The sequence below is a fragment of the Microcoleus sp. Z1_A1 genome (assembly GCF_036700305.1).
Classification (GTDB): Bacteria; Cyanobacteriota; Cyanobacteriia; order Cyanobacteriales; family Microcoleaceae; genus Microcoleus.
This window is the reverse complement of record NZ_JAUBOR010000043.1, coordinates 22,768-39,877: the sequence shown is the minus strand read 5'-3', so window position 1 is coordinate 39,877 and position 17,110 is coordinate 22,768. Positions and strand designations below refer to the sequence as shown.

General features: G+C 44.8%; 15 protein-coding genes and 1 tRNA gene. 9 read left to right on the top strand and 7 right to left on the bottom strand.

What is annotated here, in order from left to right:
- Positions 1-193 precede the first annotated feature (193 nt).
- Positions 194-514, bottom strand: a complete 321-nt coding sequence (locus tag QT973_RS22170; protein ID WP_333052864.1) for a 2Fe-2S iron-sulfur cluster-binding protein — start codon at positions 512-514, stop codon at positions 194-196.
- Between the two features lie 112 nt (positions 515-626).
- Positions 627-1,274 (bottom strand): sigma-70 family RNA polymerase sigma factor, encoded by a 648-nt coding sequence (locus QT973_RS22165; protein ID WP_333052863.1) that lies wholly within the window; start codon positions 1,272-1,274, stop codon positions 627-629.
- 217 nt (positions 1,275-1,491) lie between these two features.
- Here QT973_RS22165 and QT973_RS22160 point away from each other — a divergent pair, with 217 nt between their 5' ends.
- Positions 1,492-2,280, top strand: coding sequence for a phage Gp37/Gp68 family protein (locus QT973_RS22160; RefSeq protein ID WP_333211912.1), 789 nt, complete (start codon positions 1,492-1,494; stop codon positions 2,278-2,280).
- Here QT973_RS22160 and QT973_RS22155 read toward each other — a convergent pair.
- The 3 genes from QT973_RS22155 to QT973_RS22145 all read right to left on the bottom strand — a co-directional run bounded on the left by QT973_RS22155 (position 2,261) and on the right by QT973_RS22145 (position 8,146).
- Positions 2,261-3,367 carry a three-Cys-motif partner protein TcmP gene (locus QT973_RS22155; protein ID WP_333211914.1) on the bottom strand — a complete coding sequence of 369 codons (1,107 nt, stop codon included), beginning with the start codon at positions 3,365-3,367 and terminating at the stop codon, positions 2,261-2,263. The genes QT973_RS22160 and QT973_RS22155 overlap by 20 nt on opposite strands.
- A 37-nt stretch (positions 3,368-3,404) precedes the next feature.
- Positions 3,405-7,097 carry a hydantoinase B/oxoprolinase family protein gene (locus tag QT973_RS22150; protein ID WP_333392176.1) on the bottom strand — a complete coding sequence of 1,231 codons (3,693 nt, stop codon included), beginning with the start codon at positions 7,095-7,097 and terminating at the stop codon, positions 3,405-3,407.
- A 146-nt stretch (positions 7,098-7,243) separates the two neighbouring features.
- Positions 7,244-8,146 (bottom strand): M28 family peptidase, encoded by a 903-nt coding sequence (locus tag QT973_RS22145; protein WP_333052860.1) that lies wholly within the window; start codon positions 8,144-8,146, stop codon positions 7,244-7,246.
- A 47-nt stretch (positions 8,147-8,193) separates the two neighbouring features.
- Here QT973_RS22145 and QT973_RS22140 point away from each other — a divergent pair, with 47 nt between their 5' ends.
- The 4 genes from QT973_RS22140 to QT973_RS22125 are packed head-to-tail and all read left to right on the top strand — an operon-like array spanning position 8,194 to position 10,782.
- Positions 8,194-9,333 (top strand): AAA family ATPase, encoded by a 1,140-nt coding sequence (locus tag QT973_RS22140; protein ID WP_333211919.1) that lies wholly within the window; start codon positions 8,194-8,196, stop codon positions 9,331-9,333.
- 1 nt (position 9,334) lies between these two features.
- Positions 9,335-10,015, top strand: a complete 681-nt coding sequence (locus QT973_RS22135) for a phage tail protein (RefSeq protein WP_333211921.1) — start codon at positions 9,335-9,337, stop codon at positions 10,013-10,015.
- 51 nt (positions 10,016-10,066) lie between these two features.
- Entirely contained in the window at positions 10,067-10,366 is a 300-nt protein-coding gene (locus tag QT973_RS22130) for a hypothetical protein (protein ID WP_333052856.1), read from the top strand.
- The gene (locus QT973_RS22125) at positions 10,363-10,782 is read left to right on the top strand and encodes a PIN domain-containing protein (protein ID WP_333211923.1); all 420 of its coding nucleotides are present in this window, start codon (positions 10,363-10,365) and stop codon (positions 10,780-10,782) included. The genes QT973_RS22130 and QT973_RS22125 overlap by 4 nt, the downstream gene beginning before the upstream one ends.
- A 13-nt stretch (positions 10,783-10,795) precedes the next feature.
- Here the strand turns inward: QT973_RS22125 and QT973_RS22120 are convergent, their stop codons facing one another.
- A complete protein-coding gene (locus QT973_RS22120) occupies positions 10,796-11,869 on the bottom strand; it encodes a DMT family transporter (protein ID WP_333211925.1) in 1,074 nt (357 codons plus the stop codon).
- Between the two features lie 294 nt (positions 11,870-12,163).
- Here QT973_RS22120 and sppA point away from each other — a divergent pair, with 294 nt between their 5' ends.
- On the top strand, positions 12,164-12,982 hold the full coding sequence (gene sppA / locus QT973_RS22115; RefSeq protein ID WP_333052852.1) for a signal peptide peptidase SppA: 819 nt from the start codon (positions 12,164-12,166) through the stop codon (positions 12,980-12,982).
- 117 nt (positions 12,983-13,099) lie between these two features.
- Complete coding sequence (aroH, locus tag QT973_RS22110; protein WP_333052850.1) at positions 13,100-13,507, top strand: chorismate mutase; 408 nt, start codon at positions 13,100-13,102, stop codon at positions 13,505-13,507.
- A gap of 282 nt (positions 13,508-13,789) precedes the next feature.
- Here aroH and crtR read toward each other — a convergent pair whose 3' ends face one another.
- Positions 13,790-14,680: a beta-carotene hydroxylase gene (crtR, locus tag QT973_RS22105; protein WP_333052848.1), complete on the bottom strand. Its 891-nt coding sequence runs from the start codon at positions 14,678-14,680 to the stop codon at positions 13,790-13,792.
- A 455-nt stretch (positions 14,681-15,135) separates the two neighbouring features.
- On the opposite strand from crtR, the gene pyk reads away from it, so the two are divergent.
- Positions 15,136-16,923: a pyruvate kinase gene (gene pyk / locus QT973_RS22100; RefSeq protein ID WP_333052847.1), complete on the top strand. Its 1,788-nt coding sequence runs from the start codon at positions 15,136-15,138 to the stop codon at positions 16,921-16,923.
- A gap of 87 nt (positions 16,924-17,010) precedes the next feature.
- Positions 17,011-17,082: transfer RNA gene (locus tag QT973_RS22095), tRNA-Thr, on the top strand.
- Positions 17,083-17,110: the final 28 nt, after the last annotated feature.

Sequence of the window (17,110 nt, the reverse complement as noted above, 5' to 3'; positions counted from 1 at the left end):
TCCCGCCCGTCCAAAAAGGACGGGCGGGACGCCCATCCCACAATAACAATTAAAATTGTAAGTTATTTAATTCGCGAGCCTTATGGGTAATCGACCGGACATAATATGAATGGCGAATATAATTCGCTCTTCTACAAAGAAATTCCGCGCCCAGCGAGGCTAGAATAAAAGATGGTAAAAAACTGATTTTCTATTACTTAAAGTAAAGGGCGGCTTGATATAAAACTTGTTCTTGATGGGTTAACAAAGTGCAGTCAGAAAGCGGGTAAGCCACACAAGTAACAGCATAGCCAGCTTGCAATTCTGACGGCTTCAAAAACTTTTGTTCGCTTTGGTCGATTTCACCACTCAGCAGTTTGACAACGCAAGCAGAACACTCTCCTTGCTTGCATCCATTCGGCAAGCGGATACCGGCATCTTCTGCCATATCTAAGATATACTGGTCGTCTGGTACGGAGATCGTGCGATCGAGCGCGATCGCCTCATTCACCAACCGAACTTGATAAACTGCCATTTTTTTCTTATTCCTCGCGAAAAGGCGGGTTTACGATGCTGTTAGTCCTAGCAAATATTTCGGGTAAAACCCGCCCATACAACTAGAAAGGGCGGATTTATATCGTGTATATCTAGACAAGTGCTTCTTGATAATCGAGATTTTCCTCTAGATAAATAGCCCGAATATCCTCGGGCAAATTTGATTCTAAAGTTTGATATCCTTTTTGCAGCAAAGCCTTTACCTGAGCGGGCGAAATAGCTTCGCCTTCTGCTTGCAAATAAGCTGCAATTCGAGTTTCGCTCCAGCGGAAAGTCTGAGCCATCAACACCACTAAACGCGGCAGCGGCGCTAACAATTCTAAGGCTTGTTTGACGTAACACCAGAGGGGAGGCGGAGCCGATTGCAAAGAGTAGTGAATCGACTCAACAGGGGGCAATTCAGCTTGATTGATGCAGACTGCGGTGACATTAATCAGCCAGTTTTGGAGACTGAGATTTTCGCCATCAGACTCTTGGATTTCGCGACGCAAATCCAGGCCTCGGAGTTCGTGATAGATGTGCAGCCAAGTGTGGGCAAACAGGTAATCGCCTTGTACGGGCGATCGCACGGAATGGCGAATCAGGGAGTGTACAATTTGAGCGTAGCGGCAAAAAATCGCCGTGAAGAACCTACCTTGATCGGGATGGTTTTGAAACAGGGTCAATAATTCCTGATCGCTGTGGTGAAACAGGGATTTGACCACAGGATGGTTGAATTCTGAAAAATTAGGTGTTTGCACAATTGTTCTGTAACGGTTTTGGGAATAAATGCTGGTGCAGCCCGATTCTACAACACGATATACATTTGATGCAAGTGCTTAAAAAATATGTTGATAATAAAGTCAAATTAATTATATAATTAAGTTGTAGGTGACGGTGAATAAACCTCAATTAGTAGATCGAATTTTATTTGTTCACCGTCACCTACAAAGGTTGTTTAAATGGTAAATTCTTTGTATGTCTAGCATTAATACTGGTATCGAATGGACTGACAGAACGTGGAATCCAACGACGGGCTGCGATAAAGTCAGTCCGGGCTGCACGCATTGTTATGCCGAAGCATTAACAAAAAGGTTTCACACTAATTTTCCTAACGGTTTTGATTTAACACTGCATCGCGAGCGGCTGCAAGAACCCAAACGCTGGCGAAAACCGAGCCGCATTTTCGTGAATTCGATGAGCGATTTATTTCACGAAGAAGTTCCTTTTTCATTCCTTCAAGAAGTTTTTGAAGTGATTCGAGAAACTCCTTGGCACGTATATCAAATTCTGACCAAAAGACACGAACGCCTTCGCGAACTAGCAGATAAATTAGACTGGCATGAAAACATTTGGATGGGAGTTTCTGTTGAAAATCAAAAGTACGTTGACAGGATTGATTGTTTGCGAAAAGTACCTGCCAAGGTCAGATTTCTCTCGTGCGAACCGCTTTTAGGTGCTTTGGATATTGATTTAAAAGGCATCCATTGGGTAATAGTTGGGGGAGAATCTGGACAAAAAAACCGTCCCATGCAAGCAGAATGGGTTGAGAGTATTCAACAGCAGTGTGAGGAGGCTGAAGTAGCGTTTTTCTTCAAGCAATGGGGAGGTAGAACACCTAAAGCTGGTGGGAGAATGTTGGATGAGAAAATTTGGGATGAGATGCCCGAAGCATGGGAGAAACACCAAAGGCAATTCAATAACTACAGTTTAAAAATAAGTCGCACTTCAATGAAAAAAGCTACTACTACTTTGGTAAAAATGTGATTTCTACGCTGTCTCCGAATGTGTTTTCTGTTCGCTTAGATGGATTTGTTATGATTTTACCTTCAGCCTCTAGTTTCAAAAGAGCTTGTTTGTAATTTTTCTTAATGTAACGTTTGCCAACGTGGTGTTGGTTGTAAACTTCTAGCATCGTCAGAGTTTTTCCCGCAAATTCATCAAGTAGCATATTCTCAAGTTCGTCAGGCGGTTTAATATCAAATAGTGAAAGCTGTATTGCAGGCGCAGGATTGTATTCAAAAGACGGTACACCTTGGTCAAAAATAGAGCTCTTTCGGCCCATAATATCTTTAATAATCGAATGACCTCTCGAACTTTTCGACACAAATATCAGATAATGGCTAGTACGATTACCTGTAGCATTTTTAAAGCAAAAATCTTGAACGTGGGAGCCTCCTACTTCTTTTAAAGCTGTGCAAATAGCATTAACAATCGTTAACTCTCTTTGTTCAGGTGACATTGGTTTCAATTCTGTCTGAAGGAGATGAACTCGCTCTTGACCAAAGAGAGAGTTCATGTGCTCCTTTACCTTTGGGTTGTTTAACCCCGGATTAATTCTGTTATAATTAAAGAAAAATATACAATCACAACCCCAACCTTTAATGAGGGAGCGAATGAGTTTTAGCGACAAGCCCTTGTAACCCCAAGGGTCAATAAAAAAAAGTGTGGGAACATTATTATTAATTTGTTGAATAGCTTGGAAAATTTCTTCTCCCACCTCCTCATTTAAAACTATTGGTTCATGTCTTAATCTACCTATGTCGGGGATGGCTGCTATAGCCTGTTGGAGAGAGTGAGTATTATTTGAGTCTTTATCATTAAACAGTGTTACTAGCATTTGTGACATATCGGGATCGGCAATAGCACGTTCCAAGATAAGTAGTGGAGTAGATTTAGAACCGTCTTGATAGCGACCAGGCCCAGAGAACAAATCAATATAGGCAATTTTATTACTCCCTTTCTTGGCTGTTTTTATAATTACTTTTGCCCAGGCCCAAAAGTATTTAGCAACTATTTCTGATTTTACTAAAGAATTATCTCTGGACTCATCAAAGAAAGAACTGTCAGGCATCACAGTCACCTCTACAATTTAGTTAATTTTACTGCGGCTACATAATTGTACCATAACCTCCACCCCCAGGAGTCTCAATCACAAACACATCCCCCGGCTGCATTTCCACAGTCGCCGTACTTCCCAAATCTTCAACTTTTCCCTCCACCGTTTCAACATAATTCCGCCCAACTTTCCCCGCTTCGCCCCCATTCAAACCGCAAGGAGAAATCACCCGCCGCCCCGATAAAATTCCCGCCGTCATTGCCTCCCGAAACCGCACTCGCCGCACAACTCCATTACCGCCGCGATGATATCCATTTCCCCCGCTATTAGCCCGAATTGCAAAACTTTCTAACAACACCGGGAAGCGCCATTCTAATACTTCGGGATCAGTTAAACGCGAATTAGTCATGTGAGTTTGAACCGCATCCGTACCGTCAAAATCTACACCAGCACCCGAACCGCCGCAAATAGTTTCATAATATTGATAGCGCTGATTTCCAAAGGTAAAATTATTCATAGTTCCCTGAGAAGCCGCCATCACTCCCAACGCACAATACAAAGCATCGGTAATATTTTGCGATGTTTCTACATTTCCGGCAACTACCGCCGCTGGATAGCGAGGATTCAGCATACAGCCTTCGGGATTGATGATTTCGAGAGGTTTCAAACAGCCCGCATTTAGAGGAATGTCGTCATCTACCAACGTGCGGAAAACATACAAAACAGCGGCTTTGCACACCGCAGCGGGAGCATTAAAATTGTTGGCTTGTTGAGCAGAAGTGCCAGTAAAATCTATTTTTGCACTGCGCGCAGATTTGTCAATTGTAATCGCTACCTTAATTTGTCCGCCGCTATCCATCTGATAAGTAAATTCGCCATCACTCAAAACCTCAATTACCCGCCGCACCGACTCTTCCGCATTGTCTTGTACGAAGCCCATATAAGCTTGCACAGTCTCTAATCCATAATGTTCTACCATCTTGAGCAGCTCTTCTACGCCGCGCTTGTTAGCAGCAATTTGTGCTTGCAAATCGGCTATATTTTGAGCGGAATTGCGAACAGAAAAATTACCCGCTGTCAAAAGTTCTAGTAATTCTTTTTCTCGAAAATTGCCCTCGCTTACTAACAGGAAATTGTCAAGCAATACACCTTCTTCAGTTACTGTTGTACTGTTAGGAGGCATGGAACCGGGAGTAATGCCGCCGATGTCCGCGTGGTGTCCCCGCGAGGCAACATAAAACAAAGGAAGGGAGGAATCATAATTAAATACTGGAGTAATAACGGTGATATCTGGCAAGTGTGTGCCGCCGTTGTAGGGGTTGTTAGAAACATAAACATCGCCCGGTTGAATCGCATTGCCTTGTGCTAAAATTAAAGCTTCAACGCTTTCGCTCATCGAGCCTAGATGTACGGGAATGTGCGGCGCGTTGGCAACTAATTGCCCGTTTTTGTCGAAAATTGCACAGGAAAAGTCGAGACGTTCTTTGATGTTGACTGAGGAACTTGTGTTTTGCAATGTGACGCCCATTTGTTCCGCGATCGCCCGAAACAAATTATTAAAAATTTCCAGCAAAACCGGATCGGATTTAGCCGCAGATAAACGCGAATGAATGCGGATATTATCTGCGTCCATCTGCGTCCATCTGCGGTTCAAAATTAGATCGTTTCTTTCTGTTAATACCGCTTCCCAGCCCGGTTCAATAACATTAGTTCCCGTAGCTTCAACAATCATAGCAGGGCCGCTAATGCAGTCGTGCGATCGCAAATCGTCTCTCTGATAAACAGGCGTTTCCCGCCACCCGCCAGCAACATAGGTTTGCACGGTTGAAATTGGTTGCACAGGCAAGATGCCTGTGCCACAAGAGAGGGAAATTGTGGATGCTTCTGGCACATCCATTGTTTCTACAACTTCCACCGAAACCGCTTCCACAATCAGCGGTTTTTCTGGCATAATAAAACTGTAACGCTGTCGGTGGGCTGCTTCAAATTCAGCCTGCATCGCTTCAATATTGTCAGCAAAATTGACCGCCAAAACCGAGTCACTCCCCTGATATTTTAAGCGCAACTTGCTAACAACTAAAACCTCAGACTCATTCTCTGTGTTCTCTGCGCCTCTGCGGTTCAATTCCCTCTTTCCCTCAGCCTCCAATTCGCTTAAAATATAATGCAAATCAGATAATAATTCTGTATTTAATTGTTGCTCGATCGCCCTTTCGCGAATAGCCCGCACATCAGCCAAACCCATACCGTAAGCCGACAACACACCCGCATAAGGGTGAATAAATACCCGTTTCATCCCCAAAGCATCGGCGATCGCACAAGCGTGTTGGCCGCCCGCACCGCCGAAACAGCACAAAGTATACTCCGAAACATCGTAACCGCGCTGAAGCGAGATTTTTTTGACAGCATTTGCCATCTTTTCCACAGCGATCGCCAAAAAACCCTCCGCCACCTGTTCCGCCGTCCTCTCGCCCCCAATTTCCCCCGCTAACTGCACGAATTTTTGCTTAACTACGTCAGGGGCGATCGGCAAATCTCCATTCAATCCAAACACTTTCGGGAAAAAATCCGGTTGAATTTTCCCCAACATCACATTGCAATCAGTCACCGTCAACGGGCCGCCTTTGCGATAGCAAGCAGGCCCAGGATTGGCCCCTGCAGACTCCGGCCCGACGCGGTAGCGAGCCCCGTCAAAAAAGACAATTGAACCGCCGCCGGCTGCTACAGTGTGAATTGCCATCACGGGCGATCGCAATCTCACCCCAGCAATTTCCGTCTCAAATTCGCGTTCGTATTCGCCGTTAAAATGGGCAACATCTGTCGAAGTTCCGCCCATATCAAAGGTAATAATTTTATCAAAACCTGCCTTTTTGCTCGTTTGAACTGCACCGACAATTCCCCCAGCAGGCCCAGATAAAATACTGTTTTTTCCTTGAAATTGTGCCGCCTCCACTAAGCCGCCATTCGATTGCATAAACATTAATTTGGGGCATTGGGAATTGGGCATTAATAATCCCTCGTACCCGGAATCTGCCTCTATTAATTGACTGGTTACTTGTTCGACATAACGCCGTAAAATCGGAGATAAATAAGCATCGACAACCGCAGTATCTCCCCGCGAAACTAATTTCATCAGCGGGCTGACTTCGTGAGATACTGAAATTTGAGTAAAGCCAATTTCTTTCGCTATTTTAGCAACTTGTTTTTCGTGTTCCGAGTAGCGGTAGCCGTGCATGAATACGATCGCACAACTGCGAATTCCCTCATCGTATGCTTGCTGCAAAGACGGGATAAATTCGGGATTGACAGCAGTTAACTCCTCACCTTGAGCACTGTAGCGTTCTGCAACTTCAATAACTCGATCGTACAGCATCTGGGGCAAAACAATGTGGCGCGCGAAAATATTCGGGCGGTTTTGATAGCCAATTCTCAGCGCATCGCCGAAACCTTTAGTAATTAACAGAATTGTGCGATCGCCCTTTCGTTCCAGCAAAGCATTTGTCGCTACCGTCGTCCCCATTTTAATCGCTTCAATTTCGGCGGCGGGTATAGCTGCGCCGGCGGGAATTCTCAAAATCTCGCGAATTCCTTGAACTGCGGCGTCGGTGTAGCGTTCCGGGTTTTCCGACAGCAGCTTGTGAATGACTAATTTACCGTCGGGGCTGTTGGCGACAATATCGGTAAAAGTGCCACCGCGATCGATCCAAAATTGCCAGCGAGTGCGATCGGGAAAAGTAGGATTCATATCTCTTTTTTTTGAAATTTTTGCTTGATTAATTTACAAGTATTCAACAAACTTCTGTTCAAGTCAATTCATAAAATTCATAACTTCGGGTCATAAAAGTCATAATTTCTGGTCAATCCAACTAGCACGCGCTCGATCGTGTTAATTTATAGATGTCGAATGCCCTTGACTAACCCCTGACAAACACCAGCCAGAAAATCTAAATCCAAAGTCTCAATCCTATCGCTTTCTCGATGATAATGCGGATTTCGCATATTAGCAGTATCAGTCACCATGATAGCGGGATAACCATTATCCCAAAAAGGAACATGATCGCTGCGGCGAGTATCCGGCACAATTAAACCTCGATTCGGCACCGGCAGCCACTCGCAGGGCTGACCAGATTGGCGAATTTTGCCACTCAAATTAATCAAATCGGGAACCGTCCGCAAAGTGCCAATTAAAGCAATAAAATTGCCACTATTGGGATAAAAATATTTCAAGCCAGCGGGATAGCTTTGAGAATTAGGATTATGGTTGCAATAACCCAACATTTCCAAAGAAATCATTAACCGGATTGACTTTTGCTGTTGCTTGTATTTAGCTGCATGATGACTGCTTCCCAAATAACCGTATTCTTCCATATCAAAGGCGACTAATTGCACTGGATATTTGAGCGGCCCAGATGCGATATCCCTTGCGAGTTCCAGCAAAACAGCAACACCAGTAGCATTATCATCGGCCCCAGGCGATCCGGGTACAGTATCGTAATGAGCACCAATTACGATCGGCTTTTCTTGCTTCTTTTCTTGCTTCCCCCCTTTAGCAAGGGGTGATTCTTCTTGCTTCCCCCCCTTAGCAAGGGGGGGACTGAGGGGGGGTAAATCCAAAATCAAATTGTGATGAATTCGGCCGCGCACGGAAAAATCGTCAATTTCTACAGTTCCCCACTGTCCCAACTGTTCCCGGATGTATTGCTGAGCATAAAAATGCCCTTGGGATGCGAGGTATGGATTGCGATCGCGTACAATTTGAATCAGATGGCTGTGCAAGCGTTCTTTGAGATTCATGCGATCGGAGATACAATGAGTACACTAAGATTATATGGGATTGAATTATGATTGGAGAAGTCAGGATCGAAAATTATAAGTCCATTCAAAAGCTGAAGCTAGAATTAGGACGACTAACTGTATTGATCGGTGAAAATGGCTGCGGAAAGAGCAATATCCTAGAGGCGATCGCCCTTGCTTCTGCGGCGGCTGATGACAAGCTGGATAACGAGTTCTTAGCATCTAGGGGCATCAGAGTTACAGAACCTCAATTGATGCGATCGGCTTTTGAAAAGGAAAATTTAGATAAAGATATCAGCATTGAAATTAGAGGAAATAATGACACAATAAAAATAAGGTTTATTTTAAATAACGATAATACACCCTATGCTCGATGGAGAAATCATTTTTACTATGGGATTTCAGAAGAAGAACGGAATTTAGAAAGAGCCTATAGGCCGCTTGCTGCTTGGGAATATAATAGTTTTTTAGACAGCCGAGATCGACAATATCAATTTATCCGCAAAACAAATATCAAAACACTTAAAATACAGGAATTTATCATTTACTCTCCTGAAAATATCGCCTTACGTACTTTTGAAAAAGAAGGGCAAATTCAACCATTAGGGATTAATGGAGAAGGCTTGTTTAAACTATTAAAAGTTTTGAATTCAGATAACCAGGAGCAGCTTAATGAAATCAATAAAAAACTGCAATTAATAGATTGGTTTCAAGATTTTGAAGCTCCTCCCAATTTATCAAGTATTCAAAACTCTCTCCAAATTAAAGATAGATACTTAGATCCAGATTTAGCTTACTTCGATCAAAGAAGTTCTAATGAAGGCTTTTTATTCTTGCTTTTTTACTTCGCTTTATTTATTAGCGATATCACGCCTAAATTTTTTGCAATAGATAACATTGACGCTTCTCTCAACCCCAGATTATGCCGCCGATTAATGCAAGAATTAGTCGAATTAGCAAAAAAACACGACAAACAAGTTATATTCACAACCCACAACCCGGCAGTTTTGGACGGTTTGGATTTAGGTGATGAGGAACAGCGGCTGTTTGTGATCTACCGCAGCCAACTAGGTCATACTAAGGCTATACGTATTCTCAAACCCAAACCTCTGGAGGGACAAGAACCTGTAAAATTATCAGAGGCTTTTTTGAGAGGCTATATCGGCGGACTTCCTGAAAATTTTTAATATGATTAAGTTTGGATTGATTACAGAGGGACTTACTGACCAGATTGTTATTAAGAGTATTTTAGCTGGATATTTCAACAGATCCGATCTAGTTATCAGATCGCTGCAACCAGAAATAGACAAAGACAAAAACTATGGCGGTTGGACTCTAGTTTTTGATTATTGCAAGTCAAACATTTTTCGAGAATCATTTCAATATAATGACTATATCATTATCCAAATAGATACAGATGTTTTGCTGGATTACCAAAATTCTAATTATAATATTCCCAAGCGAGATGAAAATGGTAATGAATTTACTCCTCAGCAGTCGATCGAAAAAGTTATTGAAAAATTCAGAGATACGATTGGTGAGGATTTTTATGATAAACATCAACAGCGGATCGTGTTTGCAATTTCTGTTGACTCTATTGAGTGTTGGTTCCTCCCACTGTATTATACCGACAGTAGAAAAGCTAAAATTACAAACTGCCTCGACACGTTAAATCGGGAACTGGCGAAAAAACACAATTTTACGATCGACGCTAAGGCTAAAAATCCTGAATATTATCGAATAATTTCAAAACCATATCGCAAGCATAAAGTTTTGATGAAGCATTACGCAGATAATCCCAGTTTAAAAACTTTTATAGAACAGATTCAAAGCAGAGACATTAAGATTGGTGGTGAAGAGGATTGGTAATGAAGCAAGTTATTATGTCCTATAATAGAAACATAGTTATCGGAGATTACCATGCAAGCATACAAACTTAGAGGTAAAATCGATGCAACTGGCAACTTGGTAGTTGTGGAACCCGTGAATATGCCGCCGGGAGATGTAGAAATCATCGTCTTGCAGCTACCTGATACGGTTAAACAAGCCAGCGCGTCAGAAAATGCGATCGCACCTGAAGCACCTCAAAAAAAGTTTAAAACTAATGTGAAGGCATTTCAAGGTTTATTCGATCGAGATGCTGTACCGGAAACGCTGGATTTTGACGATCCAGACAAACAAGCAAAATGGGAATATTTAAAAGAGAAACATAACTTGTGAAAATCCTGATAGACACCAATATAATAGTAGATGTTGCGCTCGATCGAGAACCTTTCTTTTCTGAGAGCGATCGCATTTTAACTTTTGTTGAAGAAGCACAAATTCAAGGCTATATTTCAGCCTCAACTTTTAGCGACCTTTACTATATTATCCGCAGAGACAGAGGCCGCGATTGGACGCTGGATTTTTTGAGGCAGCTAGCCACATTTTGTCAAGTCGCAACAGTAGATAACTCTGTTATTTCAATGGCATTAACTTGCAACTTCAAGGATTTTGAAGATGCGATTCAGTACAGCACTGCTGTCATCAATCGAATTGATGCCATTGTCACCCGCAACCCGCGAGATTTTCCGGTTACTACTCCTAGGATTTTAACTCCAAATCAGTTAATTCTTGAATTAACTGATTCTCCCTAAATTTCTCAAAGCGCTAAACTTCTGATTCCAGTTCGCTAACCCGCAACTGCACGGGTAATTCTACAGAATTCAACTCAGACGACTCTAACAATCCTGTAGCTTCAACTTCTGCACTCGCTTCACCGTGCCGCACTTTTCGCAACTTCTGGGCCAAAGTATCCCGCTGGTTAATCAAATAAATACTAACCAAAGTCAGCCCAACTCCCATCGATTGCAGCGGATTGAGCACTTCGCCCAAGAACAAATTGCCGAACAGCAAAGCAAATACAGGCGTAAGAAAGGTAAGAGAACTTAAACTGGTTAGACTGCCACTCGAAGCAAAATAAAAGAATAAACCGTAGGCGATCGCACTTCCGAACACAGTAGAATAACCTAACGCCATCCAGCCCGAAAAATCGATATTCACAAACTGTTCAGACTCAGTTGCAGCCGAAATTGCCAACAGCGGCAAACCGCCCAAAATCATGTGCCAACCAGTCGCCACCACCGGGTCAACATAACGGCAAACCCAGCGCACCAAAACCGTACCCACAGCCATCGACAAAGCAGCCAACAGCATCAACCATTCTCCACCCTGAAACAACTGTTCGATACCCGCAGAAACCTCCCTGTTTTCAGGATGAAAAAGCCCCAAAATCCAGCCATCGGGCAACCCGATCAAACTGATGCCCGCAACGCCAATAACTAATCCCAACCAGCCCCAAAAACCAATTTTTTCTTGAAACAGCCACAAACACAAAATCGCCACTGCTAGCGGCTGAGAATCAATCATCACCGAACCCAAACCCGCACCGGTTCTCGCCAAACCTTCGGCTAAAAAGCCTTGAAACAAAGTAGCGTCAACCAAAGCAAACAGCGAAATCCACAGCCAAGCTTTCCAACCCTGGGGCTGTGGTTTTCCCATCAGCGCCGCCGCCAGCAGCACCAACACACCCGCAGGTACTAGACGCACGAATGCCACAAACAGTGGCGTTGTATGCGGCATCACCCCCTTCATCGCTACCATCGCGGTTCCCCACAGGAAAAACGGCGCAATTAGCAACAGCGGGGCAAAAGGTAGTTTTGAATCGGTAAGTTTTAGCTGCATGGCGGAGACTCCAAATAATTGATGAGATTGATTCTGGTGGGGATGATGTAGTTTTGTTAAGCAATTTTTACAATTATATATTGGTGTAGTCCTGGACGCACGGGTGGCCAGAAACCGGGTTTTTTCACCCACATATTTGCCTCAAACCCTGAATCTCTGCAAAAAACCCGGTTTCTTCAGTCTCATCGAGTGGCCTTCTTCCCTCTTCCTTCTTCCTTCTTCTCTCTTCCTTCTTCCTTGAGATAAGGCACACTAGAAGTGAGATACAAAAAGTAACATTGCCCGAAACTGCCCATGATTTGGCCATTCAAGCCCCGCTACCGCAAACAAATCGCCCGTATCGAAATCACCGGAGCCATTGCCGGAGAAACCCGTAAACGAGTCCTAGAAGCTCTCAAAACCGTTGAAGAACGCAAATTTCCCGCCTTGCTGCTGCGGATAGACAGCCCCGGCGGCACTGTCGGCGATTCCCAGGAAATTTACAGCGCACTCAAGCGTTTGCGCGAAAAAGTCAAAATTGTTGCCAGTTTTGGCAATATTTCAGCTTCTGGCGGAGTTTACATCGGCATGGGAGCCGAACATATCGTTGCTAATCCCGGTACAATTACTGGCAGCATTGGCGTGATTATCCGGGGTAACAATTTAGAACGGCTGTTAGAAAAAGTAGGCGTTTCTTTTCAGGTGATTAAATCGGGGCCGTATAAAGATATCTTGGCATTCGATCGCGAATTGACAGATCCTGAACAGCAAATTCTGCAAGACTTGATCGACACCAGCTACCAGCAATTCGTGGAAACCGTTGCTGAAGCCCGGAAATTGCCTGTTGAGAAAGTGAAAAGTTTTGCCGACGGTCGGGTTTTTACCGGCCAGCAAGCCTTAGAATTGGGTTTGGTCGATCGACTGGGAACAGAAGAGGACGCTCGCCGCCTTGCCGCCGAACTCGCAGGCCTCGACCCGGAAAAAACCGAGTCTTGCACGCTAGAAAAACAAAAACCTTTCCTAAATCGCGTCTTGGGGAGTAGTCTGGATATATCCGGGCTTTCGGCTTACAAGAATTTGCTGGAATTCGATCTTTCTACTAGCGGTTTGCCGCTGTGGATGTATCGCCCGTGATTAAATAGTCAGTTGGCAGTTGGCAGTGGTAATTAGTAATTAGTAATGGGTAATTGCAACTAGCAACTGACAACTAGCAACTGACAACTAACAACTGACAACTGGCAACTGACTAATATGGAGGAAATTTGCGTGGAGTGGCAAGTGCGGGGGATTCGTGGGGCAACAACAGCTAGCGAGAATTCGGTGGCAGCAATTCGAGAAGCGGTGAGAGAATTATTAGATGAATTAGAAGCAAAAAATGATATAAATCCAGATTTAATTATTAGTGCTACGTTTTCTGCTACTCGCGATTTAGATGCTGTGTTTCCGGCTGCGATCGCCCGCGAACGTCCTCACTGGTGTAATGTTCCTTTGTTGGACGTGCAGCAAATGCACGTTGAAGGTGCTTTGGAACGCTGCATTCGGTTTTTAATTCACGTCAATTGGCCGGCAAATACTGAAATTTATCATCCTTATTTGCGGGGAGCTCAAAATTTGCGCCCCGATAGGAATTTAGCGGTGGCGGTGGCTGGGGAAAAATAATAGATTCACTTTGGGCTTGATTTAAAAGTTAACTCACCATTACAGGTGGGTTTATTTTTTACGGGATTTGATACAGTACAAAACCTGCCTTGGGGATATACAGCACTTTCCAGGTAAGTGAAGTACAGAGAAACCGGGTTTCTTGAATAAAACCGGTTTCTGGCGAGAAATCCAGAAGAAACCCGGTTTCTGGGGTGTACTTTATAAACCTGGAATCCGCTGTATGCTTAAAAGCTTTTATTATAAAAAAAACCCGGTTTCTTTGAGAAGCCGGGTTTTTTGTCAATCAGACGCTTTCTTGTGATGCAGCCTAATCCCTAAAAAAATGTCATATATAAAACTCCAAAAGTCCTTTTTCCCTTCCAATATTCCCAAAGTTTGAGGAGAACCTTTCTCATCCAACAGCGGCTTGACAGCCTCATAAGCAGGCTTGTAATTGTACCAAGGAATGGAAGGCCACAAGTGATGAATCAGATGATAATTCTGCCCCAAAATCAAGATATTTAGAATAGGACTAGGATATACTCTGGCATTTTTCCAGCGATCGCGCTCGTGAAACGGACGGTGCGGCAAATAATCAAAAAACAACCCCAAGGCCAACCCCACCACCAAAGCCGGAGAAAACCAAAAATTCAGCACGTAACCTAAATGGTCGTACTGAATGGCAATATACACCACCGCTACGACAAACAAACGGCTGAGAAACCATTCCAAGAGTTCGTATTTCCGCCACAGTTTGCGCTTAAAAAAGAAAATCTCGTGGTAAAAAAACCTCGCAGCAATCAACCACAAAGGCCCGCCCGTAGAAACATAATGGTCTGGATCGTTATCTGGGTCATTAACGTGGGCGTGATGCTGCATATGTACCCGCGTAAACACCGGGAAAGCAAAACCCAACATCAGCGCGCTACCGTGTCCCAAAATAGCATTAACTGTGCGATCGCGATGGGCCGCATTGTGAGACGCATCGTGAATCACAGTTCCAGCCATGTGCAACGCCAACACGTTCAGCGTAAAACAGCACCACTGCGGCCATCCCCAACACCAGAAACCCAAGTTAGAAATCACGATAATCACTACTGCACTCAAAAACAGCAGCAGTGTCGGATTCAAGTCACCGGGAGGACTCAGAAACTCTTTCGGCACTGTCAGCGGCCGTCCTGCCTCCGACATCTTTGTTAAGACTCCTTAATATTTCACACTTGCGTAGTATAAGATACAAGCCAGACAATAGTAAAGTTTTGTCAGGAACCTCAGCCTCAAGGCATGAAAGAACAGAGTTCGATCGCCAAAAACTAGCCTCTGCACAAACAGGAAAGTATTGCTGTTGTACAAGGATACCAGTCCTAGATTAGCCAAAAGAGCTCAGCAGACCAATTAAAATCAATGGGTATGTCTGTATTTATGTCAAGCCTGAGAGCGGAAAAATTTGCAAAAAAGAGCGCTCCCCAAGAAAAGATTACCGATCGGTAAAAAGTCAGATATTCTATATATTGTTCAATACCTACTTTTTTGACGACTATCAAAATTTTTAAGACTTGAGACTAGCATCATTGCTTGTAGTGCAAAGATGAAACGTTAGCCGAAATTTAAACAAGAAATCCACCTGCCTCCCCAGAACACCGCTGATGCAATTGCCAAAAGCCCTACGCCGGACTAAAATCGTCGCCACCATTGGCCCAGCAACTTCGGACCCACAAGTGCTGCGCCAGCTCATAGAAGCAGGTGCCACAACTTTGCGACTCAACTTTTCCCACGGAACAGAAGAAGACCACCAGCGCAGCATTCGCTTAATCCGGCAAACATCCTTTGAACTCAACCAGCCGGTTGCCATCCTCCAAGACCTCCAAGGCCCGAAAATTCGTTTAGGGCGCTTTGAGACAGGCTCTATAGTTGTCAAAAACGGCGATCCTTTCATTCTCACCAGTCGCCAAGTTCCAGGCACCGAACTCATTTCTTCCGTCACCTACGACCCCCTAGCAGACGAAGTTCCAGAGGGATCAGTGATTCTGCTTGACGACGGGAAAGTGGAAATGCTGGTCGAAAAAGTAGACCGTGCGGCGCGGGAATTGTACTGCCGCGTCGTCGTCGGCGGGCCACTTTCCAACAACAAAGGGGTGAATTTTCCCGGAGTTTACCTGTCAATTAAAGCGCTGACTGATAAAGACCGCAAAGATTTAATGTTCGGCCTCGACCAAGGTGTCGATTGGGTGGCGCTGAGCTTTGTGCGGAATCCCCAAGATGTGCTCGAAATTAAAGAGCTGATTGCCAGTGCGGGCAAGCAAGTACCGGTGATTGCTAAGATCGAAAAGCACGAGGCGATCGAACAAATGGAGGAAATTCTCACCCTTTGCAACGGCGTGATGGTCGCCCGCGGCGATTTGGGAGTGGAACTACCCGCCGAAGACGTGCCGATTTTGCAAAAGCGCCTGATTGCTACCTCCAACCGCCTGGGCATTCCGGTAATTACCGCTACCCAGATGCTCGACAGCATGGTCAACAATCCCCGTCCCACCCGCGCCGAGATTTCCGACGTGGCCAACGCGATTCTTGACGGAACTGATGCAGTGATGCTGTCCAATGAAACTGCTGTCGGCAAGTTCCCCGTCGAAGCGGTGGCGACGATGGCGAGAATTGCGGTGCGGATGGAGAGGGAAGGAATTAAGCGGAATATTAGGAATGTAGAAGATATTGGTCGATCGATCCCCAACGGCATCAGCCAAGCAGTCAGCCAAATCTCCGAACAATTGAACGCCGCGGCCATCATGACGCTGACCAAAACCGGCGCCACAGCCCGAAATGTCTCGAAATTCCGACCCAAAACTCCGATTTTGGCAGTTACTCCTCACGTAGACGTAGCCCGACAACTGCAATTAGTATGGGGAGTAAAACCCTTGCTGGTGCTGGATTTGCCCTCCACCGGCCAGACATTTCACTCTGCCATGACAGTCGCCCAGGAAAAAGAGTTAGTCTCCGACGGAGATTTAGTGGTAATGACCGCCGGTACTCTGCAAGGGGTTGCCGGATCGACGGATTTGATCAAAGTTGAAGTAGTGACAGCAGTTTTAGGCAAAGGCACCGGTGTCGGTTTGGGATCGGTGAGTGGGATGGCCAGGGTTGCTCGCACTGCTGCGGATGTAGGCAATTTCCACGCTGGAGAAATTTTGGTAGTGGAACACACCAGCGTCGCTTTTGTGGAGATGATTCGGAAAGCCGCAGGTGTGGTGACGGAGGAGGACAGTTTGACTTCTCACGCCGCGATTATCGGTTTGCGGTTGGGCGTGCCGGTGATGGTGGGCGTGAAGAATGCCACGCGGGTAATTCGGGACGGAACTATGCTGACGCTGGATATGCAGCGGGGTTTGGTTTATTCCGGGGCCAGAGGCGGTTCAACTGACACTGAAGTGACCGTTTAACTGTTGGTGAGTTGTAGAATTTTGAATTAAATTCTACAACTCGTTGCTTTTTTCGCTGAGGTTGTGCTATAATCCAAAATTGTCTGTGCCGATGTAGCTCAGGGGTAGAGTATTCGATTCGTAATCGAACGGTCGTGGGTTCAAATCCCACCATCGGCTTTGGGTTTCAGCGATTTTTGTCTGTCTT